This is a genomic window from Mesorhizobium abyssinicae (assembly GCF_049887195.1).
In the GTDB taxonomy this organism is placed as follows: domain Bacteria; phylum Pseudomonadota; class Alphaproteobacteria; order Rhizobiales; family Rhizobiaceae; genus Mesorhizobium; species Mesorhizobium abyssinicae.
This window is the reverse complement of record NZ_JARAKC010000009.1, coordinates 115,442-130,529: the sequence shown is the minus strand read 5'-3', so window position 1 is coordinate 130,529 and position 15,088 is coordinate 115,442. Positions and strand designations below refer to the sequence as shown.

Below are 15,088 nucleotides of genomic sequence, written 5' to 3'. Positions count from 1 at the left end.
ACTTGCGCAAACTGATTGCGGTGGCGTCGCCCTCGCCGCCGCGCGCAGCGTGGAACCGTTTGCGCCTCGCGCGAATTGATTCGGGTTAGACATTTCCCGGCATGTTGTCGCGGCCGGCTGACCAGAGCGGCGCGACCCAGGAGGAAACAGCCATGTCCAGTGATGTCAGGCGCAGCGGCAGCTGCCTATGCGGCGGTGTCCAGTTCTCGGTGACGGGCGAGCCGCTTCGGATCGGGCTTTGCCACTGCAAGGATTGCCGCAAGACCAGCGGATCGGCCTACCAGGCCTTCGCCATCTGGCCGCTCGAAGCCTTCGAGACGGCCGGCATCGTCAGCACCTATGGCGGCAGAAGTTTCTGCCCGACCTGCGGCGGCCGCGTAACCACGGTCGGCGAGGAGGAAGTCGAAGTGATGCTCGGTAGCCTAGATGTGGCGCCGACGGAGCTCGAGCCCACCTACGAACTGTGGATCGTGAGGCGCGAACACTGGCTGCAGCCGTTGCCCGGCGCGCAGCAATTCGAACACGATCGCGTCGATGGCGAATCGCCGGCAGACGAGCCGGGAACTACGGCGGACAGTAACGAGGCGCCCTCGGACAACCTACTCCAGCGCAAGCTGGCCTAAGAGGCAGGCCAGCTTCCATCTGGATCGACGGGTAAATCGGCTTGCATTTTGCAACCGATGGTCGGTTTGCCGCTGCCCCAATGCTCAGTTAAGATTCGACTTGCGGTGGACTTCTGGAAACCGCTTTGGCCGGCGCGGTTCAGGCAACGTTCCCAACATTGCCGCGTCGGCCTCGCAGCCCTGCGGAGTTGTTCTTCAGGCAGACCGGCACAACCTTTGCTATTGTTTTGCCAGTCTTGTAGCTTGGTTATCTTGTGAAGTACCAAGTTATGGTTGCGCTACCAGGCCAGACATTCTTTCCATGAAAGAAAATTCTCCCCAAGTTATTTTTTTCACGACATCAATTACGCTACCCAAGTACCCAAACCCTCTGACGCAACGTGATCCTTGATGGTCTTGTACAAAAGGCCACCTTGTTTCTTTTCGCCTATGTTACATACTATTGCGAATCTTGAAGCCGAACGGGGCGGTTTTCATGGCGGCGATGCCTGCAGGAGGTCGCAGCGTTCATTTGCGATATCCACCGATCGACGGGTTCTGGACCTGGGACATCAAGCGAAACCGTGTCTACGGTGACGCCAACCTCTCCGACTATTTCGGACTCACGCTCGAGGAGTTCTCGCGTGGCGCTCCCCTCGAAAGATGCATGGAAAGCATCGAGGCCGAGGACCGGCTGCGGGTCAATGTTGCGATCCGCCGGGCGGTAGAGCGCCGATCGAGCTTCCGCGAGGTCTGCAAAGTCCGTTCGGAGAAGATGGGCCTTCGCAAGATCCTGGCAGTCGGCCAATGCTATGTCGACAGCCTTGGAGAAGCGGCTGTCTATCCCGGCTGGTTCGTCGACCTGACGCAAGAAGAGGATTGCGAGGAGGCCTCCTTGCGCGAGATCCATCAGCATATCGAGCAGGCCAAGGAAATCTCGCAGTCGATCGGACAGGATCTGCTGTTCTACTTGCTGGACAATGCCCACGAAGAGGTGCAGCTGCGTCTTGGCGGCGGATCGAGGAGGCGCAAATCCTCCTAGCGCGCACCCTAGCTTCCGGGCGGACCCTTGCCGTGCTTGCTGACTTCGGCAGTGACCAGGCGGGCGAAATGGGACTGCGGCGAGCGCCGCTCAAGCAACTTGGCACGTTCGAGCGCCGTGTCGCCGTAGAATTGAACCAACACTGCGGCCGCGCTGGCCGCGTCTGCCTTCAGCTTGCCGATATCGGACTGCTCGCTGTGGCTCGAAGGGCCGTTCCTGGCAATCACATCCAGCATGGCTTGCAACTTGTCAGGAGTGCTGCCCTCGTCTTCGTGCATCGTCGCGGTCCGATTGGTCGCGCAAAATATCGACATTTCCGAAGAATGTCCAACAGCTTCGTTGATCGGACGCCGACACAACCGAGCACAGCTTCGCCGTGAGTCTCGCCAAAATCTTGATGCAAGCAACAGTCAGCCAGAATTCACATGCAGACATTGGGGGCAGCGATGGACCAGCCGAGCAAAATGGAAAACCTGCAGTTTGCGCAGGGGATCTTGCGTGAACTGCGTCAGAAAGCCGAAGCCGATGGCGAGAAGCTTCTGACCTATCTGATCGACATGGCTTATCTCGAAACCAGCGACCGCATCCGCGCGCACTGGATCGGGAACCATGAAAGCGACGGCCGTCGCGCCAAGGGCTAGATCCGGGACGGTATTGGGCCGCGGCGTGAGCCATGGGCGTTGCCGGGACCTGAACGCAAAAAAGCCCGCCGTGCCTTCTGGCACGACGGGCGAAATTGGTGGGATCGGCAAGTCCAAATCGAGTTATGGACACAAGCAAGCCCGCGCCTCTCGCAGGGGACGCGGGCTGGATCGGGATGCCGGCCCCGATCAGGCAGCAAACCGTTACGCGCTGCCGGGGGATGAACTCTTAGCCAGAACTAATGTTCCGGCGCAGGCGGGAAAAACCTGCCAAGCACCGATCGGGCTTACGACGCCGCCTTTTCACGAACCGGAAGCTTCCACCCCGGCCTGACGAAATGGCAGGTATAGCCGTTCGGATATTTCTCCAGATAGTCCTGATGCTCGGGTTCGGCTTCCCAGAAAGGGCCGACCGGCGCGACCTCGGTGACGACCTTTCCCGGCCACAGGTGCGAGGCCTCGACATCGGCGATGGTGTCGTCGGCAACCCGCTTCTGGTCGTCGCTGGTATAGTAGATCGCCGAGCGATAGCTCATCCCGACATCGTTGCCCTGACGGTTCCTGGTCGTCGGATCGTGGATCTGGAAGAAGAATTCGAGCAGCGTGCGGTAGCTGATCCTGGCCGGATCGAAAATGATCTCGATGGCCTCCGCATGGGTGCCGTGGTTGCGGTAGGTGGCGTTGGGCACGTCGCCGCCACTGTAGCCGACACGGGTCGAGATCACACCCGGATAGCGCCGGATCAGATCCTGCATGCCCCAAAAGCAGCCGCCAGCAAGCACCGCTCGTTCGGTGGAAGTCGCCATATCATATCTCCCTTGGATTTCTCCATAGATGGGGATTGTGGCGCTCTTCGTCCAGCCGCTCAAGCGTCCTGGTAAGGCCGCAGCAACGACAGCCGCCTGGATTGAGGACGGGAGGACATGAAAACCAATTCTAGGGAAGCGGCAACGGTGTGTCACTCAAGGTCCGCAGGTATGCGATGAGGTCCGCTCGCTGCTTCTCGTCCTGCAGGCCCGGGAAAAGCATATCTGTTCCAGGCAACGCGAGCGCGGGATTTGAGATGAACAAATTGAGTTCCTCAAAAGTCCAATCGCCACCGGCGTCCTTTAGACTCGACGAATACTCGACATCGCCTTGCGAGGCCTTCGGCCGCCCCACGATGCCCCACAGATTGGGCTTGGGATTCTTGACCCCCGGCACGACAAGATGACAAGTCCCGCACGTCTTGCCGAAAAGTTCTTTGCCCGATTCAGCGTTTGCCGATGCAAGTCGTGCCGAAATCGGCGCAATGGCCGGTCGGCTGGCGCCATGACTGCGCAAGTAGGCCACGACGTCGTCGTGACCACTCAGCTTGGCCAGATGTATGGGTGGACTTCCATTCGATGTCAGCGCGTTGACCGCTGCTCCGGCGTCCACGAGATGGATGACGCACTGGAGGCAGCCATTCTCGGCAGCTACGTGAAGCGGCGTTTGCGCTTTCGCCACCTGATTTGGGTCGGCCCCGTTGTCGAGCAACAGCTTCACGATGTCAGCGTACCCGCCCTTGTTGGCGGCGTAGAGCGGCGTTCTTTGCCAACTGACGGGCAGGCTAACGTCCGCCCCACGCTTGATCAGAAGTTGTGCTAACTCGACATTTCCTTTTTCGCAGGCGATGTAGAGCGCCGTAACACCGTCAATTTCGTTAATGGCGGCGCCTTTGTCCAAGGCGGAAGCCACCGCTGCGACGTCGCCCTTCTTGACAAGATCATTCAAGTTGTTCGCCTGGGCGGGCAGTGTAAAAAGCCAAAGGACCCACAAAGTCCTTACTACGCAGATGCGTCCCAGCTTGATCATTGTGCCCTCTCATTGGTCAGAAAAAGCGCACAGGTTTGGCTCCGATTGCGGCTCCATGCACAGAACAAACATTAGCAGATGCTTATTCGAAGACCAAGGAGCGCGCGGCGCGGCAGATCACTCTTCGCTTGTCGGCTTGAATTTCCGCACGACGACCTCGAACAGAATGTCCGAGATCCACATCGCCGAGACGCCGATCAGGAAGGCGGCAGCCAAGGTCGTGGTGTCGTCGGCAGGATCGGGGATCGGCAGGCCGCTTGCCTTGAACCAGGCCACAGCCGGCAGCGTCAGATAGGCGGCGGCAAGCGCGCCGCAGATCGGCGAAGCGATCATTTCGCGCAGCTTGTAGCGGTGACGCGACAGGGCCCGCAATGCGCCGCCTGCCAGCCCCGCGGCCACCACAGGGCCCTTGATGCCCAAGAGATCGAACAGATCCTGCATCAGGGCCTCCAGCCGCAGAGTTTTTGGCCCTTGCGATTGTGCGCAAGCAGCGCCCTTGCTTCCTCGTCCGAAAGCGCGTCAACGGCTTTGGCGGAGAGGCGCAGCGGCCTGGAAACGGCGCAGAAGCCGCCAGTGCTCGTGGTGCATCCGGCCAAAGCCGCGGTAAGCAGCATGACAATCAATCCCTTGCCCATGCCTTCAACTCCTTTTTGATGGCGCCCGCGGGCAGAGCGCCGATGTCGTTGTCGACCCGGTCGGCGAGCGCGCGGGCCGCTGCCTCGGCTTTGGCCTGCCTGCTGCGCTCGGCCTCGGCGCCGGCTAACCGCTGGCGAAAGCCCCAGCCGAGCGCGGCAATGACGGAGGCCAGCAGGCCAAGGATCGCGGGATTGTCGAACAGGAAAGAGAGAAGCGCCGTCATGACAGCCACCACACGACAAGTGCCGCAACGATGAGGAGCGCACCCGCCATCCAGGGCAGCGCCTGGCGCAGGAGTTCGGTCAAGACCTCGTTCATTTGCCCCCCCTCACCTTTGCCAGTGGAACTTGCGAGCGAGCACGTACCAGGCCTCGGTGCCGAGGCCGATTGCCAGGCCGATGCCGGTTTCGAGCGCCATCTGGATGTCGGGGTCGCCCGACAGGGCGGTGGCGTCGCCGGCGCCGAGCAGGCCGCGGGCGACGAGGATCGCCGCGCCGTAGCGCAGCGCGATGCGGATGATGACGGCAATCATGATTTCTTGCCTCCAAGAATGGTTTTGAAGATGGCGAGCAACAACCGCCAGAACGCCTTGCCGGCGGGCGCGGCGGGATTGGCCGTTGCCTCCGGATGCGCGGCTTCAGCCGAAGGCGCGGACGGGGCCGGCGGTTTGGCCACCGACAACAGCAGCGCTTCGGCCCGTACCGAGCCGACCCGTTGGCTCCAGCCCCGGCCAAAGGTAGGCCAGGTCGACAGCCGCTTGAGAAACGCCAGACGCGCGTCGCACAGCCCATCGATGACGACACCGGCGGGCCGGGCCCTGACGGCGCCAAGCGTGGCTGGGCCGATCCGGCCGTCCTCGGTGGCGCCGACGATCGCCTGAAGGTATTTCGCCGCCCTGCCCGGCCCGCTGTTCACGGCAAAGTCGAAAACGGCATAGTCGAGGCCGGCGGGGAGTTCGGCGCCGGCGACGGCATCCCAGTAGAAGCGGCGATAGAGGCGAAATTCCTCGAACCAGTCGAGCAGCGTCGAAAACACCTTGAAGCGGCCGGACTGCATGCGGTCGAGCATCTCCATCAGCCCGGCCTCGACCGAGACCGAGCCGTCGGCGAAGCGGGCGTGGCTGGCAAGCATGTTCAGCCCGTGCGCGGCGTATTGCCTGGCGAGCGCGGTGCCGGCGCCTTCCAGCGTCTCGCGGCGGCCGTCGCGCGGCCAGGCCCATGGCAGCCAGTCGCCCCAGGGTTTCAGGGCGAGCGCCTGCATCGCCGGCGTCTGCTGCGAGGCGCGCGCCGCCTTGGTGACATAGACGACATCAGCCTCGGTATCCCAGGCAAGCTCGGCCGCGGCCGAAGGATGGTCCCAGCCGAAATCGAGCGCGCCGATGCGCGGCCACCAGCGCGGCAGCCGGAACGGCTCGCAGGCGATCATCTCCTCCGGCACCGGAAAGATGCGGCCCGAGCCCAGCACCGGAACGCCCTTCGCCCGCGCCTCGCGCTCATGCTCGGGATAGGCGGCGATGATCGCCGCGCGCTCGGCCGGCGTGTAGTGCTCGGCGTCGTCGATGGTCATGAAGGTGACGTGTCGGGACATGGCGGTCCTTTCCCTTCTCCCCTTGTGGCATTGGCGCCCGCCGGCCAAGCTGCCAATCTCCCCCCTCGTGGGGGAGATGTCCGGCAGGACAGAGGGGGGCGTGAAGGAACTCGACTTGCGGAACTGCGGAACTTTCCGCCCTTCGAACCGTCGAAAGGGTGGAGGGAGGCACCTTGAGAGGCTGGCGGGACAGCGCCCCCCTCTGCCCTGCCGGGCATCTCCCCCACAAGGGGGGAGATTATGCGCTCCGCGGCCTTCGCCAACCTCCAATGCCGTATAGAGGGGGTAGCGAAGACGCCTACTTGAGACGTTGCTCGCCCATCTCCCCCGCATTCAAAAACCGCAACACCACATCGCTCATCCCCAAGAGCGGCGTGAACGTCACGATCGTTATCCCGCCTGTCGCGTTGGTGCGCGTCAGGCCCTCGCTATAGATGTCCAGCGGCGGCTCCTCGTCGAACCAGACGCCGTGCAGGGTCTCGCCCTGCCATTTCTCGCGGCCCTTTTCGTAGGACTTGAAGGAGAGCACGCTCTCGGAGGCCTGGACGTCACCGCCGCCGCCCCAACGCACGACGACGCTGTCCAGCGCCCCCGGTGCGCCCCGTCCCATCACGGTATGGGCGATCGCGTCGGCGGGGATCATGCCGGTGCCCCAGTCGGCCCGCTGCTGCGGCGGGCCGATGAGCACGCGCTGCGGGTTGTCGCGCGTTCCCTCGCCGGTGACGCCGGCGGCCCAAAGCCGCACGGCCGTGTCGAACACCTTGCCACGCCACCAGTCCGGGTAGCGTCCGGTGAGATGCATCGCCCATTCGGCGCCGCCTGCCCTGGTCTTGCCGAGCTGGTTGCCGGCCATGAACAGCCGCTCGCGGTTCAAGGCGCCCGCGGCATGGAACTCCGCCTGCCTGGGATACGGCCGGTAGGCGGCCAAAAGGTTAGCGCGGCGGCGGCGCTCCAGCTCCGTCAGCAGCGCCAGGTACTGCGTCCCCGAGGAACGGCCTGACGATCGCTTCGAGGGCGCGGATGCGGGCGCGGATCTGCTCATCGCTCAGCGTGTCCAGAGTGTTGGGATCGGGGTCCTTCGGGCCGGGCAGCACCGACAGCACGATCTTCAGATACTGGTCCGGCTTTTCCGCCCTGACCTTGGCGATGACCCCGGCGCCATGATCGCGGAAATCCTGGCGCAAAGCGGCGGTGAAATCATCGCCGATGGTTTTTTTCGTCCGCTTCGGGCGTCCAGCAACGCCTGCCGGCTTGCGCGCGCGGCGCGACCGCAACGGCGCATCAGCCATGGGACCCGTCCGGTTCGTTGCTGCCGGGCGCAGCTGCGACCGCCGGCTTGGCGGTTTTGCCGGCCGGCTTCCGGCGCTTGCCGGATTTGGCGCGCCTTGGCTTGGCCGGCTTGCGCACCGGCTTGGGCGCATCGCCCTCGGCAGATGCCGCCGCGCCGGTCGGCGCGGCTTCGATCCGGGCGGCGGCCGGCTCGCGCCTGTCGGGCCTCGCCATCCTGGCGATGCCGATCATTCGACCGCCCTGCGCCCCCAACGGAAAACCGAACCCACCGACCGGGTCGACCGGCCCGCCGCGCACCATGCCGATCAGCACGCCGGGCACGACTTCCTCGCATCCGGGGCGCAGCGGCCTGGCGGCGCCCTCGAAGATGCCGATGGCGCTGACGGTGTCGCTTCCGTCGTCGGCAGTGATGATGGTGGCGTAGCGGGGCATGGGGCGCTCGTGGGTGGTGTGGATTGATCTGAGAGGCGCGGTCCTTCGCGCCGCCTCTGTCCTGCCGGCCATCTCCCCCACGGGTGGGAGATCAGCAATCATGACGGCCTTCGCCAACTTCCAAGGTCGCAAAGGTGAGAGCCGGCGGCAAAGCTGCCAATCTCCCCCTCGTGGGGGAAATGTCCGGCAGGACAGAGGGGGGCGCTGTCCCGCCAGCTTTGACCCGGAGGACTAAGATCGAGGAAGGCTGAAACACAAAACCCGCCTCGCGGCGGGTCGTTGGCGCAAATCAGCACCATGGACAAAAGAGTAGCATAGCTGCCTGCAGCGGGCAATAGGTTATGGGTAAATTTTCCTAGGAATAATTGCCCCCCCTCACCGCCCCTGCTGGCACTGCGGTATTCACAACATGGTTTTGACCCCGTCTGGCCATTAGCCGGCGCTTATGGGATCATTTTGCCCCGGAGACTCGGGGGAAGCAGCATGGACAGACCCGCCATGGCATCCGTCTTCAGGATGCGGCATCAGCCGGCAATCATTTCTGGCGTTCGCAGTCTTGGCACGGGCCAGGCCGATCCGGTCTTCCACTCGAGGCCGCTCGGCGAGGCGATCCGCTTCATCGTCCGGTCCGACGGCCAGTACGATCTCAGCGCCGTCGCCATCTCCTACGGCGACCGGGCCACCCCGCCGCTCGGCGGCCGCGAGGTCAGGGCGCTCTGGCAGGAATATGGCGAGCGCCTGCTGGAGGCGTAGGGTGAGCCACCTGACTACATCGGATCGGAAACGCCCCTTCGCGCGTTAAAGCGCAAACCAATGGGGAGGAACCGCCATGAACGTCGCCAATCTGCAGCTCGAGGGCCTGTTGATGGCCGTCGCGTCGATCAACCAAGTGCTGGTGCGCAAGGGAGTGCTGACCGTCGATGAGATCGACATCGCCTTGCGCCGGGCCGAGGCCAGCGAGACCGGCGAGGAACGCTCCGAAGGCATGTCGGCATCGAGCCGCGATGCCGTCAACTTCCCGATCCGGCTCCTGGAGCTCGCCAACCGCTGCCAGCCGGAGGCGGACATGCCGTCCTTCTCGAAGCTCGCCCGCATGGTCGGCCAGATGAAGGAACCTTACAACGATCAGATGTGAGGGAGTGGGTGCATCTCGGGGCGGCCAACTGTCGATGCCGGCGCGGCCCCTCATCCGCCCTTCGGGCACCTTCTCCCCGTTAACGGGGAGAAGGAATGAGTTTCACGCCCTGCCCGGCCAGCCCTGGCGCAGCGAAAGCACGCTGCCCGGTCCGTGAACGGCGGCGAAGAGCAGGCCGGCGGCGAACGGGAAATGCGACATGAAGGCGCCAAACTCGGCCTGGTTGCCGGCCCAGTGCGAAGGGCCGTGGAAGGCAAAGCCGAGGAAGGTGACGTAGACCGCGCCGATCAGCGCTGCCGGGGTCAGCAAGGCGCCGGTGAGGAAGGCGATCACCAGCAGCGTCTCCAGGATCGCCGCGCACCAGGCCAGGAACAGCGGGAACGGGAAGCCGGCGGCGGCGATGTAGCCGGCAGTGGCGCCGATATCCATGAGTTTGAAGGCCACGCCCATCGCGAACATGGCGGCGAAGATCAGGCGGGCGATGAGGATGACTGCGGTCTGCCAGGTCGATTGAACATTTTCCACGATAGTCCTCCGGATTGAAGCTTGTTGATGCTCCAAGGACGGAGGAAGGGCGATGGTTCCGACAGGGTCGGGAAATTTTGTTGCCCTTGAGGCCAAACAAGGCCGACGTCGGCGGGACAGCGCCCCCTCTGTCCTGCCGGACATATCCCCCACAAGGGGGGAGATCAGATGTGACGCCAGCTTTCGCCAATCGCCAACGTTGCAGGACAAGCGGGGGCGCCGAAACAACTAATCTCCCCCCAAGTGGGGGAGATGTCCGGCAGGACAGAGGGGGGCGCGAAGGAACTCGGCGTGCGATCGTCTCGCGGCGCCGCCCTACCCCGCCTTCGCGTGGGGACAATGGCTGATCGACTCCCTGACCGTGCCGTACTCGGCACCCCAGCGGTCGGTCATGTCGCAGCGTATATCCCAGAGCTCGGGGAAGAAGCGGTGGCGGGCGCCGCCTTCCAGCATCTCCACCGGGCGGCCCTTCAGCGACCTGGAGCCCAGCCCGATCGAGCGGTGAATGAGGTAGAGGTGGTTAGCACGGAATTTTTGGAACAGTTCGTCGAACTCGATCAGCGCCTCGGCGACGACATAGGCGTCGCCATGATCGTAGCGCGCGTCATAGATATCCTCGACGGAAAGCCCGCGGCCGTCGAGATAGGCAGCCTTGAAGCCGCGCCAGAGATCCGGCGGCATGCGCAAGAGCAGCTTGAAGCCGGGCGATTCCTGGCCGCTGCCATTACCGAGCTGCAGGCGGATCTGCTGGTATTCCTTGGGCGACATGGTTTCGAGCACGTCGAGCTGAGCCGTCATCAGCCGCATCAGCCGGTGCACGCGGCCCATCAGGGTGACGATGCGGTGCGTGTCCTGCTTCTCCAGATAGTCGAGGACGTCGGCCAGCGTGTAGGCGATGAGCTTCATCCACAGCTCCTCGACCTGGTGCACGATCTGGAACTGCAGTTCGTCGGCATTGACCATTTCGGCCAGCGGCTTCTGGCATTGCAGAAGCTTGTCGCACTGCAGATAGACGCCGTAGTCGCGCATCTCCGGCGCCTCGATGCGGGCGTGATATTCCGACTTCAGCATGGTTCTTCTCCCTGCCCCGGCCCGGGGCATGTGTTGGGTCCTGAAATCGATGATAGACCCTTTGGGCTTGAACATTGTTCCTTTCTGTTATCCAAATGGCAAGAATTGAAGGACGAATGCTTGCAATATTGCTATACCTGGAGAACGATCCATGCTGGATACCCTCGACCGCAAGATCGTCGCGGCGCTCGAGCGCGACGCGCGCCTCTCCTTCGGCGAACTGGCCGAGTCGGTGGGGCTGAGCAAGACGCCGTGCTGGAAGCGGGTCAAGGCGCTGGAGGACGCCGGCGTCATCCGCGGCTATTCCACCCGCGTCGATCCGGCGGCAATCGGCTTCGGCATCGAGGCCTTCATCCAGGTGTCGATCGACTTCGAGGTGTCGGACGCCTTCGAGGCGGCGGTGAAGCGGCATCCTCTGATCCGCCGCTGCTACGCCACGACCGGCGAGGCCGACTATCTGTTACAGATCGTGACCGTCGACATGATGGCGCTCGACCGCATGCTGCGCGAGGAGCTCAGCCGGCTGCCCGGCGTGCGCCGCACCATCACCTCGATGGCGATGCGCGAGATCAAGGGCGACATCTCGTTTGCCGATGCGGCAACGCATGCGCTGAGGAGATGAGCGCGCAAACCAGATGACTTGAGAGCAGCACCCCCGCCAGGAAAATGGCCCAAGGCCGGCCTGAGGCCCAATCTCACCCCGGATGCCGGCCGCGGATGCCGGCCGCGCACGCGCGGCGTCGAGCCCTGACTTTTTCTGGGAGGGTTTCGGAACGGGCGTTGAACCGGTCTATGTAGGGACGGGGAATCGCGGGTGGTGGATGTGATCTCGATCAGAATCAGTGCGGAGCCTGCCGGGCGGGCGGTGGGAGGACTGCCGCGGCTTTTCGCATTCAGGGCGAATGCCATTACTGCGCGCCATGTACTGGCAGCGGCGCTGCTCGCGTCGACCATGCTGCTGCCGACGGCACCTCGGGCGGCGTCGGTGCTGCCGGGGCCGCGCGACGGATTCCAGCGGTCGATGGATCCGGCTGCCCAGTTGCAGGAGGCCAAGCGCGCTCTTCTGGCGCAAGCCGCAGGCGGAAATGGCGGCAACGGCGGCAACGGTGGCTCCGCAGGCGGCAACGGCGGCAATGGCGGCAATGGCGGCAATGGTGGCGACGCCGGTGGAAACGGCGGCAACGGTGGCGACGCCGGTGGAAACGGCGGGAACGGCGGCAACGGTGGAAATGGCGGCTCCGGTGGAAACGGTGGCTCCGGCGGCAACGGCGGCTCCGGTGGAAACGGTGGTTCCGGTGGGAATGGCGGCTCCGGCGGCAACGGTGGCTCCGGTGGAAACGGCGGCTCCGGTGGAAACGGTGGCTCCGGTGGAAACGGCGGCTCCGGTGGAAACGGTGGCTCCGGTGGAAACGGCGGCTCCGGTGGAAACGGTGGTTCCGGCGGTAATGGCGGTTCCGGAGGAAACGGTGGTTCCGGCGGCAATGGCAGCTCGGGCGGCAATGGCAACTCCGGCGGACATGGCGGCAGCCGTCACGATACCGGCCATTCGGATGGCGGCCCGCGTTCCTGCGCAACCTCCCAGGGATCGTCCTGCTGATCCGGCCTGGCCTTGAAGGGCGTCGCGCTTCAGGTTCCCGTTTTGATGCATTGCGCCCGTGCGACAAACATCAGGCCCGGAGCCGGGCAAACGTCGGAACGCGGCGGGTCGCTCCCTGAACCGCTACTGACCCGTGCGGTAGGCGAAATCGTCGATCGCCGCCTGCCAGTAATGCAGTGTCCGGATCTCGAGCCGCGTGACGCGTCTGTAGTCGGCCGCGAAGTAGACCTGCCCGTTAGCGGACAGCACGAACTGATCCTCATAGGCAGGCTGGTCGCCCCGCCAGGCCTTGAGGACAAGCGTCTCGCCCTCCGCGTCGTCCCAGCCCACGCCGAAATAGGCGCCTGTGAAATCGAACGGCTTGTCGCTGAACACCTGCGCCGGGTGTCCCGAGCTGTTGTAGGCGATGAACTCGCCCGACATGGTGGTGTTGATGTAGCCCGGGCCTGCGGTGAAGCTCTGGTGCATGGCAACGAGGTTGTACCAGTTGAGCCCGCCATAACCGGACGGAATTTCGAACACGCCGGGCGACGTCATCAGGTCGTCGAAGCCTACAATATGCTGGTTGGGCAGCGGCTCCTCCTCAGGTCCGCCCTTGCCTGAAAACGCTGAGAGCACCACCGGCGCCGCGCCGACGACAACGTGCCGGCGCTGCGTCGCCCCGCCGACCGAGACGTCTACCAGCCATTCGCCCGATGTCGCGGGAGCGCTGAAGCGCCCGTCCGGTCCGACCTTGGCAGCGGCCGTGACGCCGTCCGGCCCTGTCAAGGAAACGCGCGATCCGGCGGCGACAGCGCCGCTGATCGTCAGATCCGCCGCGAGCCCGACCGGGTGCGTCGTGCGCAGCGCGATCATATCGCCCGGCGATCCGGGCGAAACGACATAGTCGCTTTCCTGCGAGGCGTTGCCGGTGGTGACTGAGAAGCCCGGCGGAGGCACGACCCGGAACGCGTAATGTCCGGGGTCGACGACTTCGAGATCGCGCTGGATGACCGACATCCGGAAATTGGCGAAGCCGTCGACATTGGTCAACCGCATGATGCTGCTGCCGTTCGGCTTGTCGAGCTCGACGGCCGCGCGCGACATCGGCCGGTCGCCGAGATCGTAGACGCCGTTCCTGTTGAGGTCGCGGAACACGAGCAGCGACGTGTTCATCTGGCCGCCGTTGAAGGAACCCCACGCGCGCTTGGGATAATAGGCTTCAGCACTGCCGGCACGGGCCGCGCCGCAGACCATGGCCAGGCCGATGGCCCCCGCGACCACGAGTGCGCCCGAAAACAACAAACCACGCTTCACGAAATTTCCTCTCCGGCAGTCCCTGCCAATCCGTTCCCCTGGAGACGCGCAATGACCTTGTCGACGGCATCGGCATCGAAATAGGCGAGATAGAGCAACGCCATGGTGGCGCTGAACGTATAGACCGGCAGCGTCAGATAGATGATGGCGTGAAAGGCCAGGCCAGGCAGGACCAGGTAGCGCCTGCTGCGGCGAAACGGCAGGCCGAAGGCCAGGCAGTATTCGAGCACGACCACGGCGACGGAAACGACGATTGCGAGCCAGGCAAGGCCGGCCGGATAGTCCGAGCCGGCGTAGTACCAGAGGAATATCTGCTCGATCCGCGCGCCGCTGAGAAAGGCGTAGCTCGACTTGTCGAAGGCGGCGAAGAAATAGAGCACCGAGAGCTGCACCACGATCAACCTTAGCCCCCACAGATTGCCGCGTTCCGCCGGCGGCGGCAGGCCGGCGCGTTCGGCGCGCATCACCGCCAGGTAGCGGTCCAGCGAATAGGAGCGGCCGCAGGGGGTGAGAGCGATCAGAAGGGCTGCGACGGCTAGCAGATAGATATGATGGTGGGTCCAGGGCTCGTGGCCAAGCTGGAAGCCGAAATAATAGTACATCGCCAGCCCGACCGAGCCGGTCCAGACGGCGGCGATGCGGCTGTGATAGCCGACGAAGAGCAGCGCTGTCGCCGTGAAGAAGTTGACGGCCAGAAACAGGCCGGCCGGCGACTGGTCGATGTAGAGCAGCAGTTCGCCCGCCCAGCGCGACCAGAACAGCATCGCCAGGCCGATGCGGATCAACGCGGACGAACGCGACGAGCCCTCGGTGTCGACCGCCCAGCCGACGAAGCGTGCCGCCACGGCATCAATCGGACGCCAGCCGGCGATAGCGTCAGTCGGCGCAGGCATTTTCAGCATCGCTATGGATGGTCTGCCAGCCGCCGCGCGCGGCCTGGCGCGCGCGGACGCGGATGTCGGCGCCCTGCCCGGCGGCCGTGCAGAGCCGCTTGATGACGGAAGCGAGTCCGTCGCGGCTTTCGATCCGCTTAAGCCTGCCGTGGCGAGAGGCGCCGAGCATGAAGCGGTCGAGCGGGACAAGCGCGCCGTCGGGCCGGCGGATTTCGAAGGAAGCGTCGATCACGCCCATCCCGATCGCGCTGAACATGGTCCAGGACCGCAGCCATGCCGATCGGACCCCGAAGACCTGCTCCGCTACCGGTCCGGCGATCATGAACGCGGCGATGGCGATGAATGCGAACAACCGCAAGCGCCCTGCCGACAGCCGCCCGGCAGGCTCCGCACTCACCCTGATCGAGACGATATCCGTCACCCGCGCACCCCCGCCCCGATATAGACCGGTTCGACGCCCGTTTTTCAACTCCCCCCAGAAAAAGTCAGGGCTCGAGGCCGCGTT

Annotated in this window: 20 protein-coding genes and 2 pseudogenes; 7 read left to right on the top strand and 15 right to left on the bottom strand. The window is 64.3% G+C overall.

Annotated features, from left to right (window positions below; translation table 11 throughout):
- Positions 1-152: 152 nt before the first annotated feature.
- Both PU724_RS20725 and PU724_RS20720 read left to right on the top strand, forming a co-directional pair.
- On the top strand, positions 153-623 hold the full coding sequence (locus tag PU724_RS20725; RefSeq protein ID WP_127311446.1) for a GFA family protein: 471 nt from the start codon (positions 153-155) through the stop codon (positions 621-623).
- Between the two features lie 511 nt (positions 624-1,134).
- On the top strand, positions 1,135-1,644 hold the full coding sequence (locus PU724_RS20720) for a hypothetical protein (protein WP_354423466.1): 510 nt from the start codon (positions 1,135-1,137) through the stop codon (positions 1,642-1,644).
- 8 nt (positions 1,645-1,652) lie between these two features.
- Here the strand turns inward: PU724_RS20720 and PU724_RS20715 are convergent, their stop codons facing one another.
- The gene (locus PU724_RS20715) at positions 1,653-1,922 is read right to left on the bottom strand and encodes a hypothetical protein (RefSeq protein ID WP_127311448.1); all 270 of its coding nucleotides are present in this window, start codon (positions 1,920-1,922) and stop codon (positions 1,653-1,655) included.
- Between the two features lie 168 nt (positions 1,923-2,090).
- Between PU724_RS20715 and PU724_RS20710 the strand changes: the two genes are divergently transcribed.
- Positions 2,091-2,285 carry a hypothetical protein gene (locus PU724_RS20710; protein WP_126055200.1) on the top strand — a complete coding sequence of 65 codons (195 nt, stop codon included), beginning with the start codon at positions 2,091-2,093 and terminating at the stop codon, positions 2,283-2,285.
- A gap of 287 nt (positions 2,286-2,572) precedes the next feature.
- On the opposite strand, the gene msrA is transcribed toward PU724_RS20710, so the two are convergent.
- The 9 genes and pseudogenes from msrA to PU724_RS20665 form a co-directional block, all read right to left on the bottom strand.
- Positions 2,573-3,091 (bottom strand): peptide-methionine (S)-S-oxide reductase MsrA, encoded by a 519-nt coding sequence (gene msrA / locus PU724_RS20705; protein WP_127287090.1) that lies wholly within the window; start codon positions 3,089-3,091, stop codon positions 2,573-2,575.
- 130 nt (positions 3,092-3,221) lie between these two features.
- The gene (locus PU724_RS20700; protein ID WP_292101695.1) at positions 3,222-4,121 is read right to left on the bottom strand and encodes an ankyrin repeat domain-containing protein; all 900 of its coding nucleotides are present in this window, start codon (positions 4,119-4,121) and stop codon (positions 3,222-3,224) included.
- A 117-nt stretch (positions 4,122-4,238) separates the two neighbouring features.
- A complete protein-coding gene (locus PU724_RS20695; protein ID WP_127392067.1) occupies positions 4,239-4,562 on the bottom strand; it encodes a hypothetical protein in 324 nt (107 codons plus the stop codon).
- 178 nt (positions 4,563-4,740) lie between these two features.
- A complete protein-coding gene (locus tag PU724_RS20690; RefSeq protein WP_128274808.1) occupies positions 4,741-4,980 on the bottom strand; it encodes an ABC transporter permease in 240 nt (79 codons plus the stop codon).
- 105 nt (positions 4,981-5,085) lie between these two features.
- Positions 5,086-5,289 (bottom strand): hypothetical protein, encoded by a 204-nt coding sequence (locus tag PU724_RS20685; protein ID WP_354423469.1) that lies wholly within the window; start codon positions 5,287-5,289, stop codon positions 5,086-5,088.
- Positions 5,286-6,338: pseudogene (locus PU724_RS20680) on the bottom strand (phage terminase large subunit family protein); the annotation flags it as partial. The gene PU724_RS20685 and the pseudogene PU724_RS20680, both read right to left, overlap by 4 nt.
- A gap of 340 nt (positions 6,339-6,678) precedes the next feature.
- Positions 6,679-7,317, bottom strand: a pseudogene (locus PU724_RS20675) (terminase large subunit domain-containing protein); the annotation flags it as partial.
- Positions 7,277-7,633 carry a hypothetical protein gene (locus PU724_RS20670; RefSeq protein WP_354423472.1) on the bottom strand — a complete coding sequence of 119 codons (357 nt, stop codon included), beginning with the start codon at positions 7,631-7,633 and terminating at the stop codon, positions 7,277-7,279. The gene PU724_RS20670 and the pseudogene PU724_RS20675, both read right to left, overlap by 41 nt.
- Positions 7,626-8,066: a hypothetical protein gene (locus tag PU724_RS20665; protein ID WP_354423473.1), complete on the bottom strand. Its 441-nt coding sequence runs from the start codon at positions 8,064-8,066 to the stop codon at positions 7,626-7,628. Before PU724_RS20665 ends, PU724_RS20670 begins: the two co-directional genes overlap by 8 nt.
- A gap of 483 nt (positions 8,067-8,549) precedes the next feature.
- Here PU724_RS20665 and PU724_RS20660 point away from each other — a divergent pair, with 483 nt between their 5' ends.
- Both PU724_RS20660 and PU724_RS20655 read left to right on the top strand, forming a co-directional pair.
- The gene (locus PU724_RS20660) at positions 8,550-8,819 is read left to right on the top strand and encodes a hypothetical protein (RefSeq protein WP_127286844.1); all 270 of its coding nucleotides are present in this window, start codon (positions 8,550-8,552) and stop codon (positions 8,817-8,819) included.
- 76 nt (positions 8,820-8,895) lie between these two features.
- Positions 8,896-9,201 (top strand): hypothetical protein, encoded by a 306-nt coding sequence (locus PU724_RS20655; RefSeq protein WP_127286845.1) that lies wholly within the window; start codon positions 8,896-8,898, stop codon positions 9,199-9,201.
- Between the two features lie 102 nt (positions 9,202-9,303).
- Here PU724_RS20655 and PU724_RS20650 read toward each other — a convergent pair whose 3' ends face one another.
- Both PU724_RS20650 and PU724_RS20645 read right to left on the bottom strand, forming a co-directional pair.
- Positions 9,304-9,726 (bottom strand): DoxX family protein, encoded by a 423-nt coding sequence (locus PU724_RS20650; protein WP_187331521.1) that lies wholly within the window; start codon positions 9,724-9,726, stop codon positions 9,304-9,306.
- A 315-nt stretch (positions 9,727-10,041) separates the two neighbouring features.
- Positions 10,042-10,797: a tryptophan 2,3-dioxygenase family protein gene (locus PU724_RS20645; protein ID WP_354423475.1), complete on the bottom strand. Its 756-nt coding sequence runs from the start codon at positions 10,795-10,797 to the stop codon at positions 10,042-10,044.
- A gap of 151 nt (positions 10,798-10,948) precedes the next feature.
- On the opposite strand from PU724_RS20645, the gene PU724_RS20640 reads away from it, so the two are divergent.
- Both PU724_RS20640 and PU724_RS20635 read left to right on the top strand, forming a co-directional pair.
- Positions 10,949-11,419: an Lrp/AsnC family transcriptional regulator gene (locus tag PU724_RS20640; RefSeq protein WP_354423477.1), complete on the top strand. Its 471-nt coding sequence runs from the start codon at positions 10,949-10,951 to the stop codon at positions 11,417-11,419.
- 192 nt (positions 11,420-11,611) lie between these two features.
- On the top strand, positions 11,612-12,394 hold the full coding sequence (locus tag PU724_RS20635) for a hypothetical protein (protein WP_354423479.1): 783 nt from the start codon (positions 11,612-11,614) through the stop codon (positions 12,392-12,394).
- Between the two features lie 123 nt (positions 12,395-12,517).
- Here the strand turns inward: PU724_RS20635 and PU724_RS20630 are convergent, their stop codons facing one another.
- The 3 genes from PU724_RS20630 to PU724_RS20620 are packed head-to-tail and all read right to left on the bottom strand — an operon-like array spanning position 12,518 to position 15,052.
- On the bottom strand, positions 12,518-13,690 hold the full coding sequence (locus tag PU724_RS20630; RefSeq protein WP_354423481.1) for a hypothetical protein: 1,173 nt from the start codon (positions 13,688-13,690) through the stop codon (positions 12,518-12,520).
- Positions 13,687-14,583 carry an HTTM domain-containing protein gene (locus PU724_RS20625; RefSeq protein ID WP_292106403.1) on the bottom strand — a complete coding sequence of 299 codons (897 nt, stop codon included), beginning with the start codon at positions 14,581-14,583 and terminating at the stop codon, positions 13,687-13,689. The genes PU724_RS20630 and PU724_RS20625 overlap by 4 nt, the downstream gene beginning before the upstream one ends.
- On the bottom strand, positions 14,567-15,052 hold the full coding sequence (locus PU724_RS20620; protein WP_354423483.1) for a hypothetical protein: 486 nt from the start codon (positions 15,050-15,052) through the stop codon (positions 14,567-14,569). The genes PU724_RS20625 and PU724_RS20620 overlap by 17 nt, the downstream gene beginning before the upstream one ends.
- Positions 15,053-15,088 lie beyond the last annotated feature (36 nt).